Here is a 25486-nt window from a genome sequence, read left to right as displayed (position 1 = left end):
CTCAGATTGAGCTTGCAGAAGCGACGATTTCCGATGCGGGCTGGCTTGCCTGCTGGTCCTTTTCCGCTCTCTGTCGCTCGGCATGTGCCATCATCAATGGTCCGACGCCCTTGATGTCATCGGGATTGATCGCCTCAGTCAGGTAGTATTCGTCGCTGCCATCTCGATAAAGGCCTTTGAATGGACCAAGTCCCGCTACGCAGCAGATATGATGCAGTTTCAGACGTCCGCTTTCGTCCCGGTGCAGTTCCTTGGAGATGAGCGAAACGAGGGCATCCCGTCCGGCCCTTGCAAAGCTCGCGCTCAGGCCAAGTCTGGCGCCTTTCTGGAGTGCATAGGAGAACATGGCTGTAGCGGAGCTCTCCGGATAGTTTCCGGGCAGATCTGGCTTGTCGAGAACCTGCAGCCAGCGATCATCCTTGGTGTGAAGTTCTGTCAGTCGCGAAGCGAGCTCTTCGAAGCGCGAAAGCAATTCATCCTTGTGTTCACCTTCGTCCAGATTTTCGATGATATCGACAAAGGCCATCGACAACCAGCCGATTGCTCGCCCCCAATGGGCAGAGGATTTGCCGGTGTCTGGATCGGCCCAGAGCTGAATGCGAGATTCATCATAGCCGTGGCGATAAAGCCCGGACTGCGTATCACACGTCAGTTCCAATGCCGTCTTGAACTGGTTGATTGCCTCTTCTTCCATTGCCTTGTCGTTCAGGCTCTTGCTCAATTCCACCTTGAACGGCAGCGCCATGTAAAGGCCATCCAGCCAGATCTGGTGCGGGTAACGCAATTTGTGCCAGTAGACCTGACTTTTCGTCAGTGGGTGGTGTCGGAGCTGGCGAGCCAGCGGCATCGCGGCGTCAAGATAGGATTGTTCGCCCGTTTGCTCGTGAAGATAGAGCAGGGCGCGACCCGGCAGGATGTTGTCAATATTGAATTCTTCGATCTGATAGCCCACGAGGCGCCCATCCGGGCGAATCTGCCCATCGACCAGGCGCTGCAGATGGTCAAACCATCGATCGTCGCCACTGGATTGATGCAGGGAAATCAACCCGCGATAGAGGCAACCGTCCTCGTAGCACCAGGCGCCGCCTTTATAATATTCATAGTCTCGGGCGTATTCGTCGAAATAGGTGGTCAGCATTGGTTCTCAGAAGTCCGGATGTATGGATGCGGGTGTAAGCCGGCGGAGGGTGCGAAAACGTGTGTTTTCGGCGATGATGCCGGCATGGCGAAGTGTTGGAAGATGGCAGGCCATTTCAGGAATGTCGGGCTCTGCATCGGGATCATAGCGGATGGTTAGCCCATCGATTTCGACCTCTTCGATCATGGCTTCTGGCAGGCCGAAAAATACGGCGGCAGCTGTCTTCGCACCGGTGATCGACAGATTGCGGATACTGATATCGGAAATGCTTGGAGTTTCAGCCGAAATGGCAAGGACACTCCGTGACTGCACATAGTCCGAGCGTCCGTCGCTGTCGCAGAAGTAGAATGCGTTGACAGCAATGGGCGTTGCAACATCGTCCATTTGGCAAGCCTCAAGACGAATGCGCTTCACAAACCCGCCGCGTCCTCTTCTCGTCTTGATCCGTAGTCCCCGATCTGTTCCGATGAAATGGGAGTTCCGGACGATGACGTCGGATATGCCGCGGCTCATTTCACTGCCCATGACAACCGCACCATGGCCGCGCTGCATCCGACAATTGCTGATCTGGACCTTTTCCGTTGGCCGATCGGGTCCGCCGCGCGGGTCCCTTTTTCCCGCCTTGATGGCAATGCAGTCATCGCCGACAGAGATATCGAGGCCGACAAGATGGATGTCGCTGCTTGCCTCCGGGTTGAAGCCGTCTGTGTTTGGAGAGTCGGGGTGGTTGAGAATCTGCAGGTCCGCTGCAAGAACACGCGAGCAGAGGACGGGATGGACGGTCCAGGACGGCGAATTCCGCACTGTAACGCCCGTCAGCGTCAAATCCCTGCAGCCAGAGAAAAAGAGGGTGCGCGGGCGTCTTGCGCCTTGCCGCGTTTCCTTTGGCCAACTCCACCAATCGCCGCGGTCACCGCCACCATCAACGACGCCGGTTCCCGTCAGGGTGACATCTTCACAGTCAATGGCATTGACAAGACTTGCGAAGCAGGGCTCTGCAACCCCTTCCCAGGTGCCGAGCACACGACCGTCCTCATGACGGGCGTCCAGTATCGGGCGGTTATCGCGTGTGCCGATGTCGGCAAGGACTGCTCCTTCGTCAAGAAGAAACGTGAGGTGGTTCTTGAGGAAAATCGGCCCGGAGAACCAAGTGCCGGCGGGCAGCCGGAGTGTTGCGCCCGCCGGCGCTGCCTCGATCGCGCTCTGGATCGCGGCAGAATTGTCTGTTGCATCCGGCGTGGCGCCGAAATCCCTGATGTCGAGCAGTGTGGTTTCGGACTTGGTCGTGAATTCGAGTGTTTCGTGCTCGACCAAAAGCCGATAGGTTGTATCCGGGCGGAGCCCGCACAGCGTCCAGGTCACCTGTCGCGTGTTTCCTGACGCAACAACATCACCACCAATGCCAAGCAGATCCCAAGCAGCCGCCTGTGCCAGCGCAAACAGATTGTTTTCAGCGTCATAGCTGACGCTGGCAGTTCTGCAGGTTGCGGCAATCAGGGATAGGGTTGGCATTGATAGAAACGTCCTGTTGGAATGGTGAAGCGGCCCCTGACGGGGCCGCCGCTTGTGCTTAGAACTTGGCCAGGACCTTGTTCACTTCCTCGATGATCTGCTGGGCAGCCTCGGTCGAATTGATCTGGCCGTAGGCGTATTCTTCGAGTGTATCGGTGAAGGTGCCGCGGATTTCAGGATGTTCGTTCAGAGGCGATACGGTCGGGCCGGTGCCAGCCATGATGATGGCATTTGCGCTTGCCAGTTCAGGCTCAATCTTCCCGCTATCGACCAGTGCCTGTGCTGCGACCTTGCTTGCCGGCAAACCTCGGGAGGTCCCGAGAGCTGCAATTCCTTCAGGTTCGTTCAGCAAGCAGTTAAGGATCTGTGCCGCAGCCTCCGGATTTTTGGAGCGCTTCGAGATCGAGAACACCATGGACGGTTTCCGGTAGACGCCTTCTGTCACGGCATCGGCGCCCTTGAGGATCGGAACGGCCTGCAGCACTTGGCCTTCCTGCAAGGGATCAGCGAATTTCGAATAGGTCGAGTCCCATTCGTAAGAGCCCGCGATGCGCCCATCGGCCCATTTCGGATTCTCAAACAGGTTAAGGTTGCCTTCGGCAGCGGTATCCTTTTGTGAGACGACGACGCCTTCCTCGACCATGCGACCATAGAAGTCGATGGCTTCTGCCAGCTCAGCTTCCGACCAGGCAACCTGCATGGTTTCAGGGTCGACCAGGTCCTTACCGGTCTTCTGGGTAGCGTACAGAGAGATAAGCAGTACTGCTGTCTCTCTGACGGCATTCATCGGATAGTATTCTGGTCCCAGTTTTTCCTTAAGCGCCTTTGCCGATGCAAAGAGTTCGTCCCAGTTGGTTGGAATCGGAACGCCAGCCTTGTCGAAAGTCGTCTTGTTGAACATGAAGGCGCGACCGGTGGTCGAAACGGGAAGGCCGTTCAGTTTGCCGTTCATGCTGCCAGCGGCAAGTTGATCATCCGTCCATTGGCTAAGATCGATCTGATCCTTGAACTGGCTGAGATCAGCAAAGCCATCGCCGTTAACGGAGAAGAGCGGGAGCCATGGCCAATTGATTTGCATAATGTCGGCTTCCGTGCCGCCAGCAATCTGTGTCGTTACCTTTGCAAGATGTCCGTCCCAGCCGGTGAATTCGGCGTTGATTGTGTGGCCGTGCTTCTCGCCACACACTTTCAGCGCTTCCTGGGTCGCAACATGCCGACTGTCGCCGCCCCACCAGGACATGCGCAGATCAGCGGCCTGGGCGGTTCCCAGGCTTGTTGTAGCCATAGCCACAGTCAAAAAGATTTTTGTCAGTCTCATGTGTTCCTCCCGAACGTAGTTACTGAAGATGACCCAGGGAAATGTTTTCCCCGGACTTGCGGTCAAACAGGTGCATGGCGGCCGGTTGCGGCTGAAGCCGGACATGATCCCCGTTGATTTTGCTGCGGTCATAGTTCGTTGCCGACACAACCACGATCATTTGCTGTCCCTCCACATGGACGTAGAGGTAGACTTCGTGTCCCATGAACTCGACATGGGAGATCCGGCCCTCAAACGTGTTCTCCGTGTCCGCATCGGCGATCGAAAAATGCTGGGGGCGGACGCCAAGTATCAGTTCCGGGGAATGGCCCTGATCGAGCCGCGCCATGACCTGGTCGGAGAGCGCATGGCTTTGCGCGCCGATCGACAGGACGTTTCCCTTGAGATTGGCATCCACCAGGTTCATTTCCGGGCTGCCGATGAAGCCCGCTACGAAGGCATTTGCGGGCCTGTTGTAAAGGGTCACGGGGTCGGCGACCTGCATGATATGGCCGTCCTTCATCACGCAGATCCGGTCCCCCATTGTCATGGCTTCCGTTTGATCGTGGGTGACATAGACGACAGTTGATTGCATGCCGTCGGCCTTCAGTTGCTTGTGCAGATCGGTGATGCGCACGCGCATCGATGCGCGCAGCTTGGCATCCAGGTTGGACAGCGGTTCATCGAACAAAAAGACTTGCGGCTTTTTGATCAGAGCGCGCCCTACGGCCACGCGCTGGGCCTGACCGCCGGAAAGCTGTTTCGGCAGGCGTTCCAGATAGTCGCCAATCTCCAGAATGTTCGAGACGTCACGGGTTGCTTCTTCTATCTCATCTGCTGGTCGGCGCTTCAGTCTGAGGCCGAATGACAGGTTCTTACGGACCTTCATATGCGGATAGAGGGCGTAGTTCTGAAACACCATCGCTATGCCTCTCTCGCCCGGAGCCTTGTCATTGACGAGGGTTTCGCCGATCCGGATTTCACCGCCGGTAACGCGTTCGAGGCCGGCTATCATGCGCAATGTGGTCGACTTCGCGCAGCCTGACGGCCCGACAAGGACCATGAACTCCCCATCCTCGACTTCAAGGTTGATCCCATGGACGGCTTTGAAATCACCGTAGCTTTTCTGGAGGTTTCGAAGTTGCAGACGAGCCATGTTCTTATCCTTTCACACCGCCGGTGGAGATGCCTTCGATGAAGTATTTCTGCGCGAGGAAGAACACGACGAGTGCTGGCAGGATGCTGAGCACCGACATTGCGAGAATTCGGTTCCACTCGAAGGCTTCGGTGGTGTCGATCGAGAGTTTGAGAGCGAGGGATACGGGGAATTTTTCCACCGACGAGATGTAGATCAGGGGGCCGAGGAAGTCGTTCATCGTCCACATGAACTGGAACAGGCAGACCGAAATCAGGGCAGGCATCAGCAACGGCACCACGATGAAGATCAGCACCTGGAAGGTGTTCGCGCCATCGACACGCGCCGCTTCTTCCATGTCACGCGGGATGGCGCGCAGGAACTGGACGAGCATGAAGACAAAGAACGCGTCACCAGCGAAGGCCGACGGTACCCAGAGCGGCAGGTAGGTATCCAGCCATCCCAGATCGCGGAACAGAAGATACTGGGGAATACGGGTTACGACATTCGGCAGAAGAAGGGTTGCGATCAGGGCAGCAAACAGGACCTTCTTGAGCGGGAAGTCGAACCGCGCAAAACCGTAGGCTACGGCGGTGCAGGAGATTGCAGTGCCGATGATCTTCGGGATCACAATCGAGAACGTGTTGAGGAAAAACGTCGTGAATGTGTAGGGCGTGGAAGTCTGCCAGCCCTTCACATAGCCGTCGATCGTTGCCTCATCGGGAATGAAACCGGGATTTGCGAAGATTTCGGCGTTCGGCTTGAAGGACGCACCGATCAGCCAGAGTAGCGGATAGAGCATGAACAGCCCTACCAAGACCAGCACTCCATAGCGCAGGACGGTACCGATCAAGTGCCGTCTTTTGTCACGACGGACGATCCGGTCGGCATCATCTGCAACGATCGCGGTGGATGTCATGAGGTTCTCGGCCATGATCAGCTCCTCTTGTCGCCGGCGTAGTAGACCCAATGGCGCGAGGACCAGAAGGCGATGAGGGTGAGGATCATGATGATCGTGAAGAGAACCCAGGCGATGGCAGATGCGTAACCCATGTCGAAGCGCGTAAATGCCTCTTCATAGATGTAGAGCGGCAGGAAATAGGTTGATTTCAAAGGTCCACCCTGGGTGATGATGTAGGGTCCATTAAACTCCTGGAAGGCATGGACCATCTGCATGATCAGGTTGAAGAAAATGACAGGGGTGATCAGCGGGACGGTGATGTGCCGGAAGGTTGCCCATTTGCCGGCGCCATCAATCGAGGCAGCCTCATAGAGTGACTTGTCGATGCTCTGAAGTGCGGCGAGAAAAATGACCATAGCCGATCCGAACTGCCAGACACGCAGCATGGTGATGGTCAACAGCGCGTTGGTCGGATCGCCAAACCAGTTCACCGGTTCGAGGCCGATTGCAGTCAAACCCATGTTGATTACGCCCACATCCGCGAAGAGGTATCGCCACATCACCGCAATCGCGATTGAGCCACCAAGGATCGAGGGGACGTAGTAAGCCGTCCTGAAAACGTTGATGAATTTCAGCTTGTAATTCAGGATTACGGCGATGAAGAGCGCAAAGGCCAGTTCCAGGGGAACAGTAATAAACACATAGAAGAGCGTTACCGAGAGTGATTTGCGAAACGTTCGGTCATTGGTGAACAGCTGCCAATAGTTGTCGAAGCCAGTGAAAATAGGCGCCGACATCAGATTGTAGTCGGTGAAGCTCAGGTAAAAGGATGCAACAAAGGGTATGGTTGTGAAAACAAGCAAACCAATTATGTACGGCGACAGATACAACAGCCCGAGAAAGCGATGATCCCCACTCATGCGTGGAGCTCCGTCGCAAATACGACAGTCACCGGCATTCTCGCAGGATGTGCCTTTGTCGTCTCAAAGCTGAACGTGGCATGCGCCGCACGCGGCACAGCGTTCGCATGCTGTTGGCTTACGGACTTAAATCTGTTGTGTCTTAGCATGGCAATCCTCAGGGCATGAGAAGTCATCGCTGCAGACCGCCGTCTGCCAGCTGTATCATGCCCGGTTCTCCTCCAATTTCCTCCTTGGCCATTCCCAGGCGGCCAAATGTATGACTACTATCTTGCGGATTATGCGCTAGCAAAATCGACAAATACGGGAAAAATGATGGACGAAATTGAAGGTCGAGTTCTGGCTGGCATTCCGATGAACGCTTTGGCGCTTACGCTCACCCGCTCTACCATCAAGATGCAGCATTCGAGTACATGGCGAATCGACAAGTCCAATCGGGTGCATGATCTTGTCATATGTCTTACGGGGCGTGGACGTTATGAGGTCGAGGGTGAAGAGATCTGGATGGAGCCGGGATCGGCGATGCTCCTTCCCGCAGAAACCCGCTTCGTCGGAGCGGCGGTGTCAAGCGAGCTCTACACCGGTGTTGCTCAGCATTTTACTGTAGACCTCTTCGGTCGACTTGATCTGATCAAGCAGATGCAGCTCAAACGGAGCATCCGCTTTTCCCGTTGGGATATGCTGGAAAAACTGGTTTCCCATTATCGGGAAACCGCACCCCCTTATTCCACGACACTTCTGCAGCATCATGTCTTCATGGTTCTCCTGATCTCCTTCATCGAGGAGGCTTTTGAAGGTTGGCGCGAGCAGTCGGTTGGCAATGTCAGCAATCCGGACGCCCTGTCACTGGCTGTGATGGTGGCAGCCAGCCGCATCAGCGCCGAGCCTCTCAACGACGAGGTTGCGCGCGTCGTGCTTGAGGAGGCGCCCTATAACCCTGACTATTTCAAGCGCGAATTTCGCAAGCGTATTGGCTGGACACCGGAAAAGTTCCAGGAGTTCAAGCGGATGGAACGGGCTATGGGCTTGCTTGCTGGAGGGTGCAACGTCAAGCGGGCAGCTGCGCTTTCGGGCTATTCGGACCCCTATTATTTTTCACGTATGTTCAAGCGCTATATTGGTGTCAGTCCGGCCGGCTACCGGGAAGCGGAACGCCGCAACCGCGAAGGGGCATATCCAAGAGGTGAGGAGGATGGCCAGGTTGTTTATCCTCTCACGCGCTTGGAGCGGTGACTGCATTTCGGCGGACGTTCATTTTGTTTGTCGTGAAAACTGTGTTGAAAGACTTGCCACATAAGCCTCAACATGTATGATGAATTTGATTAACATGTATGGGAGGTTTTATGGCGCACACAGATTTCACCCACCGTTTTGCTGTGGATCCGATGACCGCCGCAGGCTTTGGAACGGATCAGTTGCGTGAAAACTTCATGCTTCCGCCACTGTTCGTACCCTCAAGAATTCAGCTGCATTACACCAATTATGATCGCATGATTGTGGGTGGCGCCATGCCGGTCTCCGCTGCGCTGGCTCTGGAAACAATCAAGCCGACTGGAACGCCAGAGTTCCTGTCACGCCGGGAGTTGATCGCCGTTAACATCGGGGGGGCAGGCACAGTTACTGTTGATGGCGAGAGCTTTGTGACGGGGCCGCGTGACATGGTCTATGCCGGAATGGGGTCCAGCGTGACCTTTGCGTCTGATTCCGCTGACAATCCAGCCAGGTTCTACCTCCTCAGCGCGCCTGCCCATGCACGCTATCCGGCCCGACATGTCGGCATTGCCAACGCCAAAAGGCTCGATCTTGGGGCGCAAGAGACCAGTAACGAGCGCTCGATCTTCCAATTCGTTCATCCGGAAGGTCTGCAAACCTGCCAGCTGGTGGTTGGCATGACCAGCCTTGCTCAGGGTTCGGTCTGGAACACCATGCCGTGCCACATTCATGATCGTCGCATGGAGGTCTACCTCTATTTCGATCTAGCTGAAAAAGCACGTGTGTTCCATCTCTTTGGCGAACCGGATGAGACGCGTCATATCGTGATGAAGAATGAGGAGGCTGTACTGTCGCCCGGGTGGTCGATTCATTCCGGTGCAGGCACGTCAAACTATTCATTCGTGTGGGCTATGGCCGGCGATAATGTCGACTATACCGACGTCGATCCGGTGGCGATGGAAGACCTTCGATAGTCGCGCCTGTTTTCCTCTGATGCGTCTTGCGGCCTCCGCGTGACCGGGGGCTGCAGCGACATACAATTATCTCCATTGCAATCGGGACCTTTCTAGTCCTTGGAGAGAATGCCCTTGACGGAGGGAGTGCCCTTGTCGCGAGGTGAGGCGGCTCGTTCCGTCCGTTTGCCTGCCTGATACCGACAAAAGCCAAGAAACACGCGTATGGCAATGTGTTCCCTGTCGTTCTCCTTGGAGAAAATTAGGATTTTTCCCGGTATGGTTCCGTCAAAACGTACATCAGCCGCTGCCGGCCAGTGTCGGGCGGGCAAACTACGTGGGCGAGGGACAGTTAAGGCATGGTGTTTGACGAAACGGTGAAACAAAAACTCGCGCCGCTCAAGATTGTTGTTCTGACGGCGCATGTATTTGCAGATGGGGGGCGCAAGGCAAGCGTTCACTTCGTCGCTCAGGAATGGGCCCGGCTCGGTCATCAAGTGCATTTTGCGACCCTCGGACTGAGCCAACTCAGCCGCTGGACGCGCCGTTCGCGCTTTGAGACGCTGCCGCTTGCCCAAAGAAATGCGTTTGTTGAAGTCCAGGGCAATCTATTCGCCGGGGCCTATCTACCAGCGGTGCACGCCTTCAGCACATCACGAGCATTCGCGCAGCCTTTTACCGGGCTTGTTTTCCGTCTTTATGCTTCACGGCTTCCCGACTTCATGGCAAGCAGCATTCGAGATGCCGATGTGGTGGTGGTTGAAGGCGGTACGCCCCTAGCTTTCTTGCCTCTGGTCAGGCGGCTCAACAAGCGGGCCAAGCTTCTGTATTTCTGCCGCGATCTGCTCTCGACGGTTGGCGCATCTCAGCATCTCCTCGACATTGAGGTTCAGTGGATGGCGCGTTTCGATAGTGTGTGTGTACCTTCGCGGAAGCTGGGCGAGATGTTGCCACCTGGTGGGCGGGTTCATTTCGTACCGCAGGGCATTGATCGACAGCTTTTTGATCGGGCCGAGCAATCGCCATATGCGCAGGGCACCATCAACATAGTCTCAATCGGTGACATGTTGTTCGATCATGAGGCAACTCGTGAATTGGCCAAATCTGCGCCGGATGTCCAGTTTCATCTTTTTGGTCTGAACTGGAGCGAAGATGTGCCTTCAAATGTGAAGGTTTACGGAGAAAGGGGATTTGCCGAAATCGTGCCATTTGTCCGGCATGCAGATATTGGTCTTGCCGCCTATCGTGCGGACGGGCGGGAAGACTATCTCGCTGAATCGAGCTTGAAGCTCTTGCAATACAGCTATTGTGGCCTGCCGATCATTCTTCCGGCAAATCTTCCGGTCAATCGCGGCAATGAGATTCGCTATCAGCGCGGCCAACAGAATGATTGGGCAGGGCTCGTCAAGACTGCGTTGGAGCTGAAGCAGAAACATGATCTACGCGTCTCTGCCATGACTTGGTGTGACGTTGCAGAGGCCTCTCTCGCGACAGTTTCCTGACGTATTCTCACGCGCGACTGATCCAGAGCAAGCCAGTCTTGAGATGCTGGGTGATGCGGCTTTGGTCTTTGCCATCGAATAACTGAATGAGTTCCGCAAGCTCATGTCGTGGGATTGCACCTGTCAGCTTCAACATCAAAAGGAAGGATGCTGCGCCCACGATCATCGCTGCAATCATGCCTGCGACTGTCGGGAGCCAGAGGCAAATGGCAGATGCCGCCACAGAGCATGCGAGGCCGGAAATCAGTACGCTGGCTAGCTGACGCAATGGCGGTCGCATGTGCTCCATCTTTCGGGCATAGAAAACAAGAACCCCAAGGATCACGCTTTCAACAAGCAGACGAGACCACGCCAAGGCATATACGCCATCAATCAAGATGGCGATCGGTGCAGTCGCGCTGGTCACGATCGCTGAAATTATCATTACGCGGGTAATGGCCAAGGCATGCCCCTTGGCTGCAAGGTAGGTCCAGGGAACGATCTGGAGCGCTGAGACCCCTCCTGCCAGGAGCATGATGGAAGCAGTCGATCCGGTGTCTGCAAATTCCCGCCCATAGACCATGGGAACGAGAAGAGGCGCGATCGCGCTTCCGCCCATAGCGATCGGAACAAACAGCAATGCAACGCCGAGCCAGGCGCCATTGGCGCCGCGCCGGGAAGTCGGTGAGAAGGTAACGACAAGTGGAGATGAAAGCTGCATTGCAAGCTGCTCTACAAGGCCTGCAAATGCTATCGCGACCGCAAAATATCCCATATCGGCCTTTGTCGCGAGGAGCAGGAGAAAGAGGTATTCGAGACGCGACAGTGCAATGATGCTGATCACGTCGTTGATCCACATCTGTCTTCGGTAACTCCGGAATTCCTCGTCTTTGGGAGTTGCGGACGTCTCATCCCGACGGTGTTTGGCCGCTACCAGCGTTGTCAACTGAAGCGCCTGAGGCATGTATCGGCTGGCAAGCGCGAGGATCGCCCCTGCGGGCCCAAGGGTCAGGGCGCCGATTGCTGACAGGGGAACGAACAGGATGCTGCCAAGGATGGTGTTTCGCGCTGGACGATAGAAATCGCCACTGCCGCGAGACGCGGATATCGAGAAGGTCGACAGCCCATAGACAAGAAAAAGGACGGCGATTGCCAGCCATACCGCGAGATCACTGCTGCGCATCCATCCATGGGTTGCGACGGACAAAAGGCTGGCACCAACGAAGGCGATGACCATTAACGGTACGAACCGCCGAAAGCTGGAGCGAATGACGTCCCGCTGCGCCGCTTTGGATTCGCTCTGGGCAGTAAATCGCAGCATGGCTTGTGGATAGCCGCGATCAAAGATGACCGCTGCGCATGATGCAACCCAGAATCCAAACGCCGTGACTCCCGCACCCTCTGCCCCCAGCAATCGGGCGACAACGACAGCGGCAATGAAGCCGCTCGCCATAGAGACTATGGCTGACACCAAATTAAGGAAAGAATTGCGCATCGTGGTTTGCATGCGATCTTATAGACCGCAACCTTTAACCCGTTGCTAAACGCGCCGGTTATAAAGCTGGATCTAATCGGTGATCGTCAAAGATCGCGTGACCAACTGATGCCATCAAGGGAAACGGAAGGATTCAAGCGGTGATAGATAAACCAAAAGAGAAGTTTCTTCGTGGAGGATATGAACAGAACTCCGTCGGATATCTTCTCAAACGGATATTCTGGCGTCTGATCCGGCCTCTTCCCGATCGGCTTTTCATTCCGCTGCAGTTCCTAAGCATCAAAGGAAAGTGGCCTAACATTCATAATCCGAAGACATTTTGTGAAAAGGTTCAGTATCGTAAGCTTTACGATCGCAACCCACTTTATGGAAAGCTCGTCGACAAGATCGCGGTCAAGGACTACATCGCCTCCAGAATTGGGCCTGAACACGCGATACCGACCTACTGGACCGGGACGGATATTCATGCGGTAGACTGGGACAAGATACCGTTGCCGGCTGTCATCAAGCCGAACCATGCGAGTGCCCTCGGGCTATTCCTTTATACCCGCAGCGACATCGACGACCTGCTTCGCAATGATCCGACCAAGGACTGGCTGGCCGTTGATCATGCCCGCTTCAACAGGGAGTGGGCCTATAGTCAGGTGCAGCGCAAGCTGGTCATTGAGAAAATGCTGTCAAAAGATGGTGGGGTTCCCTGGGACTACCGGTGCTTTGTATTCGACGGAAAGGTCTCACACATCATTGTCGATACACGCATTGATAACGAGGGCTATTCTGCAACCTATACGCCCCATTGGGAGCGCTTGCCGTTTTATGATCCGGACTACTATCCCCATTGTCCGCATGAGCTGCCAAGGCCGTTGCTTCTGGATAAAATGGTGGAACTCGCTTCTGAGGTCGGAAAGGGGATCGATTTTGTTCGTGTCGACTTCTTCGACACCGGCGATCAGCTTTATATTGGCGAACTGACCTTCTATCCTGGCGGAGGATATGAAGCATTTGACCCACCGGAATATGATAGGATCATTGGGGACCGCTGGACAATTCCGTCGCTGACCAGAAGATAGAAAACGCTAGGGGTCAGGCGGACATCGTTCGTTGTCTGGAGCGCGAAGCATCACCATCGAGTACTTCCGACCTCTGCGGCGCGGACTTCATCGCTTCCAAAAGAGATTCAATGATCGCAGCACGCAATGCATAAGTGTTGGCTGTAGTTTTCTTGCGATCCAGATGCTGCGCGGCGACGACGAGATTAGCGCCATGCTGCATTACGATCTGATGCGCGCGGGCAATTGCCCACGTCTCGATATCAGTTTGGTTATTCATTCTGCACCTTTAGCTAAGTCATTTAGCCATGGAAACCATCTCGAATCAGTTTCCGTAGACAGAATATCGTCATATTCAGATTTAACCAGATATAGCTGTGCTATCCGGTTGATGAAAATGTTTGATTGAATCTTATACTATTGAATACCCGGTAGAAGGACAGGCCGCAGGACACTATCCTTCCGCCAGGATGGTGAGAACGTCGGATGTCGGCAAGACCTGAATCTGTGATGTGAAGCGCCGTTTCAGGAGCTCCATCGACGCATCATGAGTATCGTCGACACCTGAACAGACTGCGTCCTCAACTACGATCACGTGAAAGCCAAGATCAACTGCTCCCAAAATGGTCGCCATAACGCAAACGTCGGTCTCTCCTCCTGTGATAATCAAGGTCTCCACATGCCACTTTTGCAAAAGTGTTTGGAGTTGCCGCTGTGTCCAAGGGGAGTAAACGGATTTGTCGATCATCGGAGCGCAGCGCGCGCAGGGAACAAGTTCTGGAACGAGATTCAGCATATCCAGTGGCAAATGCTCCAGCGTCATCATCCACCATTTCTGGTAGTATCGCTTCCAGGCCCCTATTGCCTCCTCTGATGTCGCCGGGGGAATGAAGCGCGTAAAGACTGTCTGGTCGGTTGTCGCCTCCGCTATCGCAACTACATCTGGAAGCGCTCTTCGCATCCAGGGAACATGCCATGGCGTGTCTTCTGCAAACATGCGCTGCATGTCGACACAGATATGTCGCCAGTTTCCCAGCATGGCATGACCTTTGTTGGACCGGTAGTTACTCAGGCTACCGCTCTTCTTCTCGGAGAAAACCGCGGCAGGTCTGCCTGCGGATCTGCTTGCTCAAGCCCTGCTTCCATTGCCGCAGCGATGAACCCAATGCGAGATAATTCAGCGGCTTTGTCGCTGCGAAGAGCGTTTCGACACAGGCGAATGGCACGCTCGTAGGCGGCTCCTCTGCGGGTCGGCCACTCGGCGTCCAGAAAGTCGAGTGCATCGTAGGCGTTGCAAAAGCGACGGGTGATACCGCTTGGGAGCGTCAACTCCACTGGCTTGGCCCAATTGAATTCATCTTCAGTCATTCGATCCTCCATGTCGCCCATGAACTGATCAGGCGGAGAGGAGTTCCCATTCCACTTAGAAATGGCTTTAACGGGTCAGATTCAGCGAGGCCTGTCGTTGGGGTGGCTCTCCCGGTCGGCTAGCCAGTCGGCGGTGCTGAGACTTGCGTTGTGGGTGGCGGTCTCGATGTCGTAGCCCTGCAGGAGTTGGTGTATCAGCGCACCGCTGAAGCTGTCGCCAGCACCTATAGTATCGCGAACAGTCACATATTTTGGCACCGGAATGCGCCGCGTTTCATGTCCGTCATGGATCAGTGTCGGATCCGGACCATCGGTCATGACAAGAAAACGCAGCCGTTCGCCCGCCAGACGCTTTGCCTCCCGCCATAGTTCAGCAGGTGTTCTGCCTGGCATGTCGGCCATGGAACCAATGAGACAATCCGCCGGTCGGGGATCTGCATTGCGTAGTGGAAACTGCGAGACAACCAAGGGCGATTTGTCCAATGTAGCGAGGACGGCTTCCTGAACGTGGGGTCCATTGATGTAGATTGCATCAGCGGCTGCCGGTTCGTTCAGGTGAAACTTTCTAGCCAGTCTTTTTTCGCTCGACAGGATCGTTCGTTCTCCAAGCGGATCTAGCAGAATGTCTGCGAAATCCGTTTCACCGTCATGGATTGTGATCAAGTTGGTGTCGAAACCCAAGGCCATCAACTCATTAAGCGCTTCACTCCCATGTATGTCGGCCATGAGGTTTGAAAGGAGGCTAACCCGGTGCCCGTAATCGAGAAGTCTGTGCGCCGTAAAATATCCGCCGCCGCCCAGTCTTGTTGTTCGTTCGTGCCAGGCGATCCTCGCCCCCGATCTCAAAGGCTCATTCAACCTCCAGATCCGATCATGATTGATATGGCCAATCACCAGGATCCGGCGCTTGCGGGAGTTGTCCGTCATTCTTTTCCTCCCTCCTTTATGGGTCTGCTGGAGTCGCGCAAAATCAATTCGGTCGGCCATAGTTCTCCGATCTCAGATGCATCCGATCCCGATAGCAACCGCATCACCAGCTCAGCCACGCGACCGCCGGCAGAACGCAAGGATGAGCGCGTCGTGGAAAGCGGTGGGGCCATGTTTTCGGCGGTGAGGAAGGGAAAGACATCATCATGAGCAACGACCGAGAGGTCGCTGCCAACAGATAAACCCAATGATCTCGCGGCCCGATAAACGCCAAGCGCGGTCATCATCGACCCGGCAAGAATTGCGGTGGGCGGGTCTTGGCGAGAGAGCAGACGCATTGCGTTCCTGAAGCCGATCTCGTCGGTGAACTCACCGTGGAGAACAAGATCATCCCGATATCCCAGGCCACGTTGCTCAAGCGCCATACGGTGGCCTGACGCCCGATCTCTGGTGAATGTCAGCCCAGTAGGTCCGTTCAACATGCCAATCTGTTTGTGCCCCAGGTCCAACAGATGATTTGTCGCCCGCCGGATTGCATCTTCGTTATCGATATCGAGCCATGCATGGGCGATCTTTGTGTGGGAACGGCCATGCACAAGGAACGGCATCTTGAGTTTGCTCAATAGCGCAATCCGAGGGTCATCCGGCTTGGGTGAATGGACGACAATCGCGTCCACACGACGGCTTTCGGCCAGTCGCCTGTAGATCTGTAACTCGTCACGTGAGCCATCCTGAGCCATCGGAGTGACCAGAATGTCGATATCGTTTTTGCTTAAACGCTCGGCCATTCCGATCATGAATTCCGAAAACTGGTGCTGGCCAGCCTGGCTCATCACAATCCCGATGGCGCCGGCGCGGCCTGTTGCAAGCCGCACGGCATTGATGTTTGGGCGATAACCCAGCCTGATTGCCTCTTCTTCGACGCGACGGCGCGTTGCGTCGCTGACCTCGGGGTAGCCACTTAAGGCACGGCTCACAGTGGTCGGCGAAAGGCCAATTTGGGCTGCAAACTCCTTCAGTTTCATCGGCTTGCCCAGAGTCCTTCAGAGATAAATGGGGTTCAGCGCGTGCAGAGATTTGAAGAGAGCTAAACCGTGGCTGGAAAAAGCGTGATCAGTTCATGAAAGCGCTTTCAACCAACAAACAAGCATTCAGCCCCGCAATTCATAGCCGTAAACTAATTCACTTTGACAGTGAGAAGCAATTCTGCGATTTCAGATTTTGAAAGCGCTTTCAATTTTAAGACGGAAATGAACTGGTCGCGTTTTGAGGCGTTAGGTGGCGAGACATACGCTACATGCGGATCAATCAAACGAATTGAGGAGATAGATGGTGGCAATTCGAACCATTGTCTGGGGTGAAAACATCCATGAGCGTGAAAATGATGTGGTGCGCGAGATTTATCCCGATGGGATGCACACAACCATTGCAGCGGCATTGAACAGGGACGGCGCGATCCAGGCTGAAACGGCGACGCTGCAGGAGCCGGAACATGGTTTGTCTCTAGATCGTCTTGCTGATGCCGATGTGCTCGTGTGGTGGGGCCACAAGGCGCATGGCGATGTCTCCGACGAGATCGTCGAGCGGGTCGCGCGACGGGTATGGGAGGGCATGGGCCTCGTCGTGTTGCATTCCGGCCATTTTTCGAAACCGTTCAAGCGGTTGATGGGGACGCCGTGTGCTTTGAAGTGGCGTGAAGCAGGTGAGCGTGAGCGGATCTGGACGGTGAATCCCGGCCATCCGATTGCCGCAGGCATTCCGGAAAACTTCGTGCTCGAAAACGAGGAAATGTATGGCGAGTTCTTCTCGGTCCCGGAGCCGTTGGAGACGGTCTTCATCTCATGGTTTGCCGGCGGGGAAGTTTTTCGTTCGGGTCTCACTTGGCGACGTGGGGCGGGCAATATCTTCTATTTCCGCCCCGGCCACGAGACCTATCCGACCTATCACGATGCGACGGTGCAGCAGGTCATCCGCAACGGCGTGAAATGGGCCTATAATCCGATCCCGTGCTATTCGGGCGTGCATGATGCGCCGAATGTTCCGGTCGAACAGGCTCTGGAACCGATTACCGAGCGGGGTCCGCGTCTGCATCAGGCCGGTGAGGAAGGCTATAAATGAGTGCCGCACCCATTCGTCTGCTGATCCTCGGGACCGGCGGCATGGCCAATACTCATGCGATGAATTTCTCGACCATTGCGGATGTGAAGCTTGTTGCTGCGGTCGATGTCGACATTGCCAAGGTACGCGCTTTTGCGCTCCGACACGATATTCCCAACACCTTCACCTCCGTTGCCGATGCCATCGCGTGGGGTGAGTTCGACGCGGTTACCAACGTGACGCCGGACAGCATTCACTACCCGACGACACTTCCGTTGCTGGCCGCAGGCAAGCACGTGATGTGCGAGAAGCCCTTGGCAGAAAACTATGCCAAGGCCGACGAGATGGCGACGGCGGCGGAAATGTCCGGTCTGGTCAACATGGTGAACCTGACCTATCGCAACGTCGCACAGGTGCAGAAAGCCCGCCAGATGGTGGTCGATGGAGAAATCGGCAGGGTGAGGCATATTGAAGCCTCCTACCTGCAGAGTTGGCTGGTCTCCAAGGCCTGGGGGGATTGGGAAACCGAAAGCCAGTGGCTCTGGCGGCTGTCGACCAAGCACGGGTCGAATGGCGTGCTCGGCGATGTCGGCATCCATATCCTTGATTTTGCAGGCTATGGCGCGGCAACTGATATCGACCACGTCTTTGCGCGGCTCAAAACCTTCGAGAAGGCGCCGGGCAACAAGATCGGTGAATATGATCTCGACGCCAATGACAGCTTTACGATGACCGCCGAGTTCACCAACGGTGCCATGGGTGTCATCCATGCCAGCCGCTGGGCGACGGGGCATCTCAATGAGTTACGCCTCAGGGTGCATGGCGACAAGGGCGCGCTTGAGGTCATCCACCGCCTCGACGGCTCAAGCCTTCGGGCCTGCCTGCAGGAGGATGTCGAAAAGGCTGTTTGGCGCGAGATCGAGGTCGATCCGGTAAAGACCAATTACGAGAAATTCATTGCTGCCATAAGGGGAGGCTATCAGGAGGAGCCGACGTTCCGTCACGCGGCGGAGCTGCAAAAGGTTCTGGATCTAGCCCTGCGCACGGAGATCGAGCGGCGAGAAATGCGTCTCTGAGGCCTTCGGCCCGAGTTGGGCCGGCATGGCCTGACGTTAAAATCGAAAACGCCGCCCGAGGAGGTTCGGGCGGCGTTTCCATTTTGCGCTGGCCGTTATCGACCGGCGCGGGAGCTGTTGAAGATCAGTAGCTGACGGTGACCGCAGACTTGTCTTTCGCCGACTTCACCGCTGCATCGGCGAGTGCGAGTGCGATCAGGCCGTCTTCGGCGGACGGCGACATCGGCGTGCCGTTGTCGAGTGCGTCGATGAAGGCGGAGATTTCGGCTGCATAGGCTGCCGTGTAGCGGGTCATGAAGAAGTCATGCAGCGGCGGGCGGGTGTAGCCGTCCTTGTTGGCGACTTCGATCGAGACCGGGCGCTGGTTCTCGGCCGAGACAGAACCGAGCGAGCCATGCACTTCGATGCGCTGGTCGTAGCCGTAAGAAGCGCGGCGCGAGTTGGAGATGATCGCGTGGCGGCCGCTCTTCGTCGTCAGGATCAGCGAGGCGCTGTCATAGTCGCCAAGTTCGCCGATTTTGGGATCGACCAGAACGGAGGCCGAGGCCTGAACCGTTTCGATCTCTTCGCCCAGCAGGAAGCGAGCCATGTCGAAGTCATGGATGGTCATGTCGCGGAAGATCCCGCCGGAGACCTTGATATATTCGGCAGGCGGTGCGCCCGGGTCGCGGCTGGTGATCGTCACCATCTCGACCTTGCCGATCGAGCCCTTGTCGATCTCCTTGCGCACGGCCTGGAAATGCGGGTCGAAGCGGCGGTTGAAGCCGAGCATGACCTTGCCGCCGACGGCGCGCACTGTCTCGAGGCAGGCCTTGGCCCGGTTAACGTCCAGATCGATTGGCTTCTCGCAGAAGATCGCTTTGCCAGCCTTGGCGAAGCGCTCGATCAGGTCGGCATGGGTGTTGGTCGGCGTGCAGATGATGACGGCGTCGATGTCCTTGTCGGCCTCGATCTCCGCGATTGTCTTGACCGCGCAGCCGGTCTGGGCGGCGATGGCGTTTGCGGCGTCCGCAAAGGCGTCAGCAACGGCGACCAGTTTCGCGCGCTTGTCTTCGGCAATGGCTTTTGCGTGGACCTTGCCGATTCTGCCGGCGCCCAGAAGTGCCAGTCTCGTGACCATGATCATTCCTCCCTGTGCCTCGGTCTTGTTCTCGAACGAAGCGATTGTGTTGTCGTAGGACGCTCTAAGAGAGACGCCTGGCCGGTGTTCCATTTCCTGCTGGCAAATGCCGCGTTTTGGAATATATGTTCCATTTTGCTAGATTGTGATACGGTTTCTGTCAAGCGGGACGATGTGTCCGGGCAAGAGTTGGAGAGCGAATGAGCGAGAACGGCGGACCGCAGACAATCAAGGACTTCGAGGATCGTCTGCTGGAGGTTTCCGGCGGTCTGCCCAAGCGCTTGAAGCAATGCGCTGACTATGTTGCGGCGAACAAGGATCGTATTGCCGTGTCCACGGTGGCCGAGATGGCGGAGGGTGCGGGCGTGCAGCCTTCGGCCTTCATGCGCTTTTGCCAGATCATGGGTTTTTCGGGCTTCTCGGAGATGCAGAAGCTGTTTCGCGAAAGCTTTGTCGGCGGCTGGCCGGATTATTCCACGCGCCTTCAGCATTTGCGCGAAAAGGCTGAAGGCTCGCCCTCTGCGCTTCTCGCCGAGTTCGTCGAGGCAGGGCGGCTTTCGCTGGAAAATCTCGTCAAAACCGTTGATCCCCAGGCACTTGAGGTCGCCGTCAAGCAGTTGGCCTCGGCGCGGATGATCCACATCATGGGCCTTCGGCGGTCTTTTCCTGTGGCGAGCTACATGGCCTATGCCTTCGAGAAGATGGGTGTGCCGGCCATGCTGCATAGCGTCGTCGGTCGGCTCGACAATCATCATGCAATTCGGCCGGGGGATGCCCTGCTGGCCGTGACATTTTCGCCCTACTCCGCCGAAACGCTTGAGCTTGTCGAGCAAGTCCGGGCGCGCGGCGTTCCGGTCGTCGCGGTCACCGATACGGTCGTCAGTCCACTGCGCCGCATGGGGGCGACGCTGCTTTCCGTTTCGGAAGTCGATTTCGGCGCCTTCCGCTCGCTGTCGGCCACGCTCTGTCTGGCGATCACGCTTTCGGTTGCGGTCGGTACGGCACGTCAGGATGACTGAACGCCCGTATTGAAATCCTGCAAAATAGAATTTATAGTCCATTTTATGAATGGCTGTTCCAAAACGGGAGCGGTCGCGAGGCGGGGCGTCAGATCCCGCATCACAGGGAGGACATCGCTTGGCTTCGCTCGATCTGATCACGATCGGTCGCTCGTCCGTGGACCTTTACGGGGCCCAGGTCGGCGGTCGGCTGGAGGATATGGCCTCCTTCAATAAGTATATCGGGGGTTCGCCAACCAATATCGCGGCGGGTACTGCGCGGCTCGGCCTGAAGTCGGCGCTGATCACCCGCGTTGGCGACGAGCATATGGGCCGTTTCATCCGCGAGCAGCTGGTGCGTGAGGGCGTGGACGTGCGCGGCGTCAAGACGGACAAGGAGCGGCTCACCGCGCTCGTGCTGCTCGGCATCCGGGACGAGCACCAGTTTCCGCTGATCTTCTACCGCGAAAACTGCGCCGACATGGCGCTGTCGGAAGCAGATATCGATCCGGACTTCATCGCCGAGGCGCGTTGCGTGTGTGCGACCGGCACGCATCTCTCCCATCCTCGTACAGAGCAGGCGGTGCTGAAGGCGCTGGAGATTGCCCGTCAGTCCGGCGGCCTGACCGCGCTTGATATCGACTACCGCCCGAACCTCTGGGGCCTGGCTGGCCATGGCGACGGCGAAAACCGGTTCGTCGAATCCGAAAAGGTGACGCGCAAGCTGCAATCCACCCTGCATCTGTTCAACCTGATCGTCGGCACGGAAGAGGAGTTCCATATCGCTGGTGGCTCGACCGATACGATCGAGGCGCTCCGCGCCGTGCGCCAGGTATCGCCGGCCACGCTCGTTTGCAAGCGCGGGCCGATGGGCGCTGTGGTGTTCGAAGATGCCATTCCTGACAGCCTCGACGAGGGGCAGACGGGTGAAGGTTTCCCGATCGAAGTCTTCAATGTGCTGGGTGCCGGTGATGGCTTCATGTCGGGTCTGCTCAAAGGCTGGCTGACAGGGGAAGACTGGCCGACCTCGCTGAAGTTTGCCAATGCCTGCGGCGCCTTTGCCGTCTCCCGCCACGGCTGCACGCCGGCCTATCCGAGCTGGGAAGAACTGCAGTATTTCTTCAAGACCGGCATCAGGAACAAGGCGCTGCGCAAGGACGAGGCCCTGGAGCAGGTCCACTGGTCGACCAACCGCAAGAATGACTGGTCGACGATGCGGGTCTTTGCCTTCGATCATCGCATGCAGCTCGAAGCCATGGCCAGGGAAACAGGCGTTGCCGACGAAAAGATCGGCGCCTTCAAGAACCTCTGCCTCGATGCGGCACTCAAGGTCTCCGGCGGCAAGGCCGGTTACGGCCTGCTCTGCGACAGCCGTCTCGGTCGCGAGGCACTCTATCGCGCGGCTGGCACGGGTCTGTGGATCGGTCGCCCCGTCGAATGGCCGGGCTCGCGCCCGCTGACGCTGGAGCCGGAAATCGGCCCCGATTTCGGCGGCCTGGTCGAATGGCCGCTCGAACATGTGGTCAAGGTGCTCTGCTTCTATCATCCCGACGATAGCGCGGAGATGAAGGCCGAGCAGGAAAAGACCGTGCAGCGGCTCTTCCATGCGGCGCGCCGCAATCGGCTCGAATTCCTGCTGGAGGTCATTCCCTCCAAGGTCGGCGCCTGCGATGACGAAACGGTGGCCAAGATCATTGAGCGTTTCTATGAAATCGGAGTCTATCCCGACTGGTGGAAGCTGGAGCCGATGAAAACCACGGCGTCCTGGGCGAATGCCTGCAACACGATCGAACGCAACGATCCGAACACGCGCGGCATCGTCGTGCTCGGTCTCGATGCGCCGCAGGCGGAGCTTGAGGAGAGCTTCCAGCTTGCTGCCGGTTTCGATCTGGTCAAAGGTTTCGCCGTCGGTCGGACCATCTTTGGCGACGCCGCCCGCAAGTGGCTCGCCGGCAGCATCAATGACGCCCAGGCCGTGGAGGACATGGCGGCCCGTTACCAGAGCCTCTGCGCGATCTGGGATGCGGCGCGCCAAAAGGCGGTTTCCGCCAAGGGAGGAAAAGCATGAAGACGATCCGGCTGACCGCCGCTCAGGCGATGGTGCGTTACCTCGCCAACCAGCTGAATGAGGATGGTGTCCCTTACATCGCCGGCATGTGGGCTATCTTCGGTCACGGCAATGTCGCCGGTCTCGGCGAAGCGCTCTATGGCATCCGCGATGAACTGCCGACCTATCGCGGCCAGAACGAGCAGTCGATGGCGCATGCGGCAATCGCCTATGCCAAGCAGCTGCGTCGCCGCCGCGCCATGGCGGTGACCTCGTCCATCGGCCCCGGCGCGCTCAACATGGTGACGGCGGCGGCACTCGCGCATGTCAACCGCCTGCCGGTGCTCTTCATCCCCGGCGATGTCTTTGCCAATCGCGGTCCGGATCCGGTGCTGCAGCAGATCGAGGATTTCGGCGACGGCACGATGTCGGCGAATGACTGCTTCCGCCCTGTCTCGCGCTACTTCGACCGCATCATGCGACCGGAACAACTCCTGACCGCGCTGCCGCGTGCCATGCGCACGCTCACCGATCCCGCCGATTGCGGCCCGGTCACGCTTGCCTTCTGCCAGGACGTGCAGGCCGAGGCTTATGACTACCCCGAGAGCTTCTTTGCAAGCAAGACCTGGCGCTTCCGCCGTCCGGAACCCGATGTCGTGGAATTCGAAGCGGCTGTTGCGGCGCTGAAGGCGGCGAAGAACCCTGTGATTGTCGCCGGTGGCGGCGTGCATTTTGCGGGCGCCACAGACACGCTGAAGGCCTTTGTCGAGAAGCACCAGATCCCAGTGGTCGAGACGCAGGCCGGCAAGTCGGCACTGGCGTGGGATCATGGTCTGAACTTCGGCCCTGTCGGTGTGACCGGTTCCGAAAGCGCCAATGTGGTTTCGGAAAAGGCCGATCTCGTCATCGGCGTCGGCACGCGCTTCCAGGATTTCACCACCGGCTCCTGGGCTCTGTTCAAGAACCCGAACCGGAAGATCCTGGCGCTGAACGTCCAGCCTTACGATAGCGCCAAGCATGACGCGATCCCGCTGGTGGCAGATGCGAAGATCGGCCTTGAAAAGCTCTCGGCGGCGCTGGGCGATCACACGTATGCCGCACCCGATGCCGGTCTCAAGGCCTCCTGGTTTGCCAAGGCGGATGCCGTAACGGCTGCGCCCAAGGACAGCAATTCGCTGCCGACCGACATGCAGGTGATCGGTGCCGTGCAGCGCGCCTCGCGTGACAACACGGTGGTGATGTGCGCCGCCGGCACGATGCCGGGGGAATTGCATCAGCTATGGAAGTCGAAGCTGCCGCTTTCCTATCACATGGAGTACGGCTTTTCCTGCATGGGCTACGAGATCGCCGGCGGTCTCGGCATCAAGATGGCGGAACCGGATCGCGACGTCATCGTCATGGTCGGCGACGGCTCCTATATGATGATGAATTCGGAGCTGGCAACGGCTGTCGGCATGGGCGTGAAGATCACGCTCGTGATCACCGACAACAGGGGTTATGGCTGCATCAACCGGCTGCAGATGGGCACCGGCGGGGCGCAGTTCAACAATCTCTATGCCCATTCGAATGTCAGCCCCATCGCCATCGATTTTGCAGCCCATGCAGCGTCGATGGGGGCAAAGGCGCACAAGGTGTCGTCGATTGCAGAGCTGGAAGCAGCCCTCGATGCCGCCCGCGCGGCGACCGAGACGACGGTCATCGTCATCGATACCGATCCTTATCCGACCACCGGAGCCGGCGGTTCCTGGTGGGATGTCGCGGTGCCGGAAGTCTCCGCCCGCGCCGAAGTCAATCAAGCCCGCACTGCCTATGAAGCGGCTCTGAAGGAAAGAACCTGATCATGATCCTTTTCGGAACCAACCCAATCGCCTGGTCGAACGATGACGACCGCCGTCTCGGTGCCCATATCAGCCTTGAACAATGCCTGGACGAAACCGCCAAGATCGGTTTCGACGGCATCGAGAAGGGTCACAAGCTGCCGACCGATCCAGCGGGTCTCAAGTCGGTGCTTGAGCCGCGCGGCCTGAAATTCGTCTCCGGCTGGCATTCGCTGAACCTGCTGACCAACACGATCGAGGAAGAAAAGGCCGCCATGCAGCCCTTCCTTGATGTGCTGAAGGCCATGGGCTGCAAGGTCATCATTGTCTGCGAAACCTCGAATGCCATTCATGGCGCTGATGATGTGGCGCTGGCCGACCGTCCTGTTTTGTCCGATGCCGAATGGGCAAAGTTCGGCGCCGGCGTCGAGGCGCTGGCCGAATTCTCTGCTTCGCAGGGCATTGCGCTGGTCTATCACCACCACATGGGTACGGTCGTCGAGACCGAGGCCGAGATCGACAAGCTGATGGAGCATACCGGCCCGCATGCCAAGCTGCTGCTCGACACCGGCCATTGTTTCTTTGGTGGTGGCAATCCGGAAGTGGTTGCGAAAAAATACATGCACCGTGTCGGCCATATCCACGCGAAGAATGTTCGTCCCGTCATCGCCGATCAGGTGCGCGCGCAAAAGCTCACCTTCCTCGAAGGTGTTCGTCGCGGTGTGTTCACCGTTCCGGGTGACAGCGAAGGCGGCGTGAACTTCCCGCCGGTGCTGAAGATCGCGGCCGAGCATGGCTATCAGGGCTGGATCGTCATCGAGGCCGAGCAGGATCCGGATGTGCGCAATCCCTTCGAGTATCAGAGCCTGGGTCTAAAGTCGCTCAAGGGTTTTGCGAAGGAAGCGGGCCTCATCTGAATTTGAGCCCAATCACTTCGGTGTGG

The 25486-nt window shown here is 57.1% G+C and carries 23 protein-coding genes; 10 read left to right on the top strand and 13 right to left on the bottom strand.

The genetic code is table 11. The annotated features are described in order from the left end of the window. Position 1: 1 nt before the first annotated feature. Genes FE840_RS02025 through FE840_RS02000 form a run of 6 tightly spaced genes read right to left on the bottom strand, consistent with a single transcriptional unit; the run spans position 2 to position 6903 of the window. The gene (locus FE840_RS02025) at positions 2-1138 is read right to left on the bottom strand and encodes a glycoside hydrolase family 88/105 protein (protein WP_138288508.1); all 1137 of its coding nucleotides are present in this window, start codon (positions 1136-1138) and stop codon (positions 2-4) included. 6 nt (positions 1139-1144) lie between these two features. Next, a complete protein-coding gene (pglA, locus tag FE840_RS02020) occupies positions 1145-2650 on the bottom strand; it encodes a polygalacturonase PglA (protein WP_138288507.1) in 1506 nt (501 codons plus the stop codon). Positions 2651-2708: 58 nt separating this feature from the next. After that, the gene (locus tag FE840_RS02015; RefSeq protein WP_138288506.1) at positions 2709-3968 is read right to left on the bottom strand and encodes an ABC transporter substrate-binding protein; all 1260 of its coding nucleotides are present in this window, start codon (positions 3966-3968) and stop codon (positions 2709-2711) included. Positions 3969-3987: 19 nt separating this feature from the next. Further along, positions 3988-5103: an ABC transporter ATP-binding protein gene (locus FE840_RS02010; RefSeq protein ID WP_138288505.1), complete on the bottom strand. Its 1116-nt coding sequence runs from the start codon at positions 5101-5103 to the stop codon at positions 3988-3990. Between the two features lie 4 nt (positions 5104-5107). Next, positions 5108-6016: a carbohydrate ABC transporter permease gene (locus tag FE840_RS02005; RefSeq protein WP_171033769.1), complete on the bottom strand. Its 909-nt coding sequence runs from the start codon at positions 6014-6016 to the stop codon at positions 5108-5110. Positions 6017-6018: 2 nt separating this feature from the next. Then, complete coding sequence (locus FE840_RS02000; protein WP_138288504.1) at positions 6019-6903, bottom strand: carbohydrate ABC transporter permease; 885 nt, start codon at positions 6901-6903, stop codon at positions 6019-6021. Positions 6904-7218: 315 nt separating this feature from the next. On the opposite strand from FE840_RS02000, the gene FE840_RS01995 reads away from it, so the two are divergent. The 3 genes from FE840_RS01995 to FE840_RS01985 all read left to right on the top strand — a co-directional run bounded on the left by FE840_RS01995 (position 7219) and on the right by FE840_RS01985 (position 10570). Beyond that, positions 7219-8136, top strand: coding sequence for a helix-turn-helix domain-containing protein (locus FE840_RS01995; protein ID WP_138288503.1), 918 nt, complete (start codon positions 7219-7221; stop codon positions 8134-8136). Between the two features lie 110 nt (positions 8137-8246). Next, on the top strand, positions 8247-9089 hold the full coding sequence (kduI, locus tag FE840_RS01990; RefSeq protein ID WP_138288502.1) for a 5-dehydro-4-deoxy-D-glucuronate isomerase: 843 nt from the start codon (positions 8247-8249) through the stop codon (positions 9087-9089). A gap of 338 nt (positions 9090-9427) precedes the next feature. After that, positions 9428-10570, top strand: a complete 1143-nt coding sequence (locus FE840_RS01985) for a GumK N-terminal domain-containing glycosyltransferase (RefSeq protein ID WP_138288501.1) — start codon at positions 9428-9430, stop codon at positions 10568-10570. 7 nt (positions 10571-10577) lie between these two features. Here the strand turns inward: FE840_RS01985 and FE840_RS01980 are convergent, their stop codons facing one another. Next, the gene (locus FE840_RS01980; protein WP_171033768.1) at positions 10578-12002 is read right to left on the bottom strand and encodes a lipopolysaccharide biosynthesis protein; all 1425 of its coding nucleotides are present in this window, start codon (positions 12000-12002) and stop codon (positions 10578-10580) included. 182 nt (positions 12003-12184) lie between these two features. On the opposite strand from FE840_RS01980, the gene FE840_RS01975 reads away from it, so the two are divergent. Further along, positions 12185-13114: an ATP-grasp fold amidoligase family protein gene (locus tag FE840_RS01975; RefSeq protein ID WP_138288499.1), complete on the top strand. Its 930-nt coding sequence runs from the start codon at positions 12185-12187 to the stop codon at positions 13112-13114. Between the two features lie 13 nt (positions 13115-13127). Here the strand turns inward: FE840_RS01975 and FE840_RS01970 are convergent, their stop codons facing one another. The 5 genes from FE840_RS01970 to FE840_RS01950 form a co-directional block, all read right to left on the bottom strand. After that, complete coding sequence (locus tag FE840_RS01970; protein ID WP_138288498.1) at positions 13128-13373, bottom strand: hypothetical protein; 246 nt, start codon at positions 13371-13373, stop codon at positions 13128-13130. A gap of 174 nt (positions 13374-13547) precedes the next feature. Then, the gene (locus FE840_RS01965) at positions 13548-14132 is read right to left on the bottom strand and encodes a cysteine hydrolase family protein (protein WP_138288497.1); all 585 of its coding nucleotides are present in this window, start codon (positions 14130-14132) and stop codon (positions 13548-13550) included. 29 nt (positions 14133-14161) lie between these two features. After that, positions 14162-14461 carry a DUF982 domain-containing protein gene (locus FE840_RS01960; protein WP_138288496.1) on the bottom strand — a complete coding sequence of 100 codons (300 nt, stop codon included), beginning with the start codon at positions 14459-14461 and terminating at the stop codon, positions 14162-14164. A gap of 81 nt (positions 14462-14542) precedes the next feature. Next, positions 14543-15388 carry a PfkB family carbohydrate kinase gene (locus FE840_RS01955; protein WP_138288495.1) on the bottom strand — a complete coding sequence of 282 codons (846 nt, stop codon included), beginning with the start codon at positions 15386-15388 and terminating at the stop codon, positions 14543-14545. Beyond that, positions 15385-16413 carry a substrate-binding domain-containing protein gene (locus FE840_RS01950; protein WP_138288494.1) on the bottom strand — a complete coding sequence of 343 codons (1029 nt, stop codon included), beginning with the start codon at positions 16411-16413 and terminating at the stop codon, positions 15385-15387. The genes FE840_RS01955 and FE840_RS01950 overlap by 4 nt, the downstream gene beginning before the upstream one ends. A gap of 307 nt (positions 16414-16720) precedes the next feature. Between FE840_RS01950 and FE840_RS01945 the strand changes: the two genes are divergently transcribed. Beyond that, entirely contained in the window at positions 16721-17506 is a 786-nt protein-coding gene (locus tag FE840_RS01945) for a ThuA domain-containing protein (RefSeq protein WP_138288493.1), read from the top strand. Continuing rightward, positions 17503-18561 carry a Gfo/Idh/MocA family protein gene (locus FE840_RS01940; RefSeq protein ID WP_171033767.1) on the top strand — a complete coding sequence of 353 codons (1059 nt, stop codon included), beginning with the start codon at positions 17503-17505 and terminating at the stop codon, positions 18559-18561. The genes FE840_RS01945 and FE840_RS01940 overlap by 4 nt, the downstream gene beginning before the upstream one ends. Positions 18562-18685: 124 nt before the next feature. Here FE840_RS01940 and iolG read toward each other — a convergent pair whose 3' ends face one another. Beyond that, positions 18686-19681: an inositol 2-dehydrogenase gene (iolG, locus tag FE840_RS01935; RefSeq protein WP_138288492.1), complete on the bottom strand. Its 996-nt coding sequence runs from the start codon at positions 19679-19681 to the stop codon at positions 18686-18688. A gap of 200 nt (positions 19682-19881) precedes the next feature. On the opposite strand from iolG, the gene FE840_RS01930 reads away from it, so the two are divergent. The 4 genes from FE840_RS01930 (at position 19882) to iolE (ending at position 25460) form a co-directional block, all read left to right on the top strand. Continuing rightward, entirely contained in the window at positions 19882-20700 is an 819-nt protein-coding gene (locus FE840_RS01930; RefSeq protein ID WP_138288491.1) for a MurR/RpiR family transcriptional regulator, read from the top strand. 118 nt (positions 20701-20818) lie between these two features. Then, complete coding sequence (locus FE840_RS01925) at positions 20819-22747, top strand: bifunctional 5-dehydro-2-deoxygluconokinase/5-dehydro-2-deoxyphosphogluconate aldolase (RefSeq protein WP_138288490.1); 1929 nt, start codon at positions 20819-20821, stop codon at positions 22745-22747. Then, the gene (gene iolD, locus FE840_RS01920) at positions 22744-24564 is read left to right on the top strand and encodes a 3D-(3,5/4)-trihydroxycyclohexane-1,2-dione acylhydrolase (decyclizing) (protein ID WP_138288489.1); all 1821 of its coding nucleotides are present in this window, start codon (positions 22744-22746) and stop codon (positions 24562-24564) included. Before FE840_RS01925 ends, iolD begins: the two co-directional genes overlap by 4 nt. 2 nt (positions 24565-24566) lie before the next feature. Next, entirely contained in the window at positions 24567-25460 is an 894-nt protein-coding gene (gene iolE, locus FE840_RS01915; protein ID WP_138288488.1) for a myo-inosose-2 dehydratase, read from the top strand. Positions 25461-25486 lie beyond the last annotated feature (26 nt).

The sequence above is a fragment of the Peteryoungia desertarenae genome (assembly GCF_005860795.2).
GTDB classification, from domain to species: Bacteria; Pseudomonadota; Alphaproteobacteria; order Rhizobiales; family Rhizobiaceae; genus Allorhizobium; species Allorhizobium desertarenae.
Note: the sequence above shows the minus strand (reverse complement) of the source record. Positions and strands in the feature narration are given on the sequence as shown.

Excerpts from the sequence above, each read along its gene's own strand:
- FE840_RS02025 (WP_138288508.1), bottom strand. The coding sequence starts at position 1,138 with ATGCTGACCACCTATTTCGACGAATACGCCCGAGACTATGAATATTAT.
- pglA (WP_138288507.1), bottom strand. The coding sequence starts at position 2,650 with ATGCCAACCCTATCCCTGATTGCCGCAACCTGCAGAACTGCCAGCGTC.
- FE840_RS02015 (WP_138288506.1), bottom strand. The coding sequence starts at position 3,968 with ATGAGACTGACAAAAATCTTTTTGACTGTGGCTATGGCTACAACAAGC.
- FE840_RS02010 (WP_138288505.1), bottom strand. The coding sequence starts at position 5,103 with ATGGCTCGTCTGCAACTTCGAAACCTCCAGAAAAGCTACGGTGATTTC.
- FE840_RS02005 (WP_171033769.1), bottom strand. The coding sequence starts at position 6,016 with ATGGCCGAGAACCTCATGACATCCACCGCGATCGTTGCAGATGATGCC.
- FE840_RS02000 (WP_138288504.1), bottom strand. The coding sequence starts at position 6,903 with ATGAGTGGGGATCATCGCTTTCTCGGGCTGTTGTATCTGTCGCCGTAC.
- FE840_RS01995 (WP_138288503.1), top strand. The coding sequence starts at position 7,219 with ATGGACGAAATTGAAGGTCGAGTTCTGGCTGGCATTCCGATGAACGCT.
- kduI (WP_138288502.1), top strand. The coding sequence starts at position 8,247 with ATGGCGCACACAGATTTCACCCACCGTTTTGCTGTGGATCCGATGACC.
- FE840_RS01985 (WP_138288501.1), top strand. The coding sequence starts at position 9,428 with ATGGTGTTTGACGAAACGGTGAAACAAAAACTCGCGCCGCTCAAGATT.
- FE840_RS01980 (WP_171033768.1), bottom strand. The coding sequence starts at position 12,002 with ATGGCGAGCGGCTTCATTGCCGCTGTCGTTGTCGCCCGATTGCTGGGG.
- FE840_RS01970 (WP_138288498.1), bottom strand. The coding sequence starts at position 13,373 with ATGAATAACCAAACTGATATCGAGACGTGGGCAATTGCCCGCGCGCAT.
- FE840_RS01965 (WP_138288497.1), bottom strand. The coding sequence starts at position 14,132 with ATGCTGGGAAACTGGCGACATATCTGTGTCGACATGCAGCGCATGTTT.
- FE840_RS01960 (WP_138288496.1), bottom strand. The coding sequence starts at position 14,461 with ATGACTGAAGATGAATTCAATTGGGCCAAGCCAGTGGAGTTGACGCTC.
- FE840_RS01955 (WP_138288495.1), bottom strand. The coding sequence starts at position 15,388 with ATGACGGACAACTCCCGCAAGCGCCGGATCCTGGTGATTGGCCATATC.
- FE840_RS01950 (WP_138288494.1), bottom strand. The coding sequence starts at position 16,413 with ATGAAACTGAAGGAGTTTGCAGCCCAAATTGGCCTTTCGCCGACCACT.
- FE840_RS01940 (WP_171033767.1), top strand. The coding sequence starts at position 17,503 with ATGAGTGCCGCACCCATTCGTCTGCTGATCCTCGGGACCGGCGGCATG.
- iolG (WP_138288492.1), bottom strand. The coding sequence starts at position 19,681 with ATGGTCACGAGACTGGCACTTCTGGGCGCCGGCAGAATCGGCAAGGTC.
- FE840_RS01930 (WP_138288491.1), top strand. The coding sequence starts at position 19,882 with ATGAGCGAGAACGGCGGACCGCAGACAATCAAGGACTTCGAGGATCGT.
- iolD (WP_138288489.1), top strand. The coding sequence starts at position 22,744 with ATGAAGACGATCCGGCTGACCGCCGCTCAGGCGATGGTGCGTTACCTC.
- iolE (WP_138288488.1), top strand. The coding sequence starts at position 24,567 with ATGATCCTTTTCGGAACCAACCCAATCGCCTGGTCGAACGATGACGAC.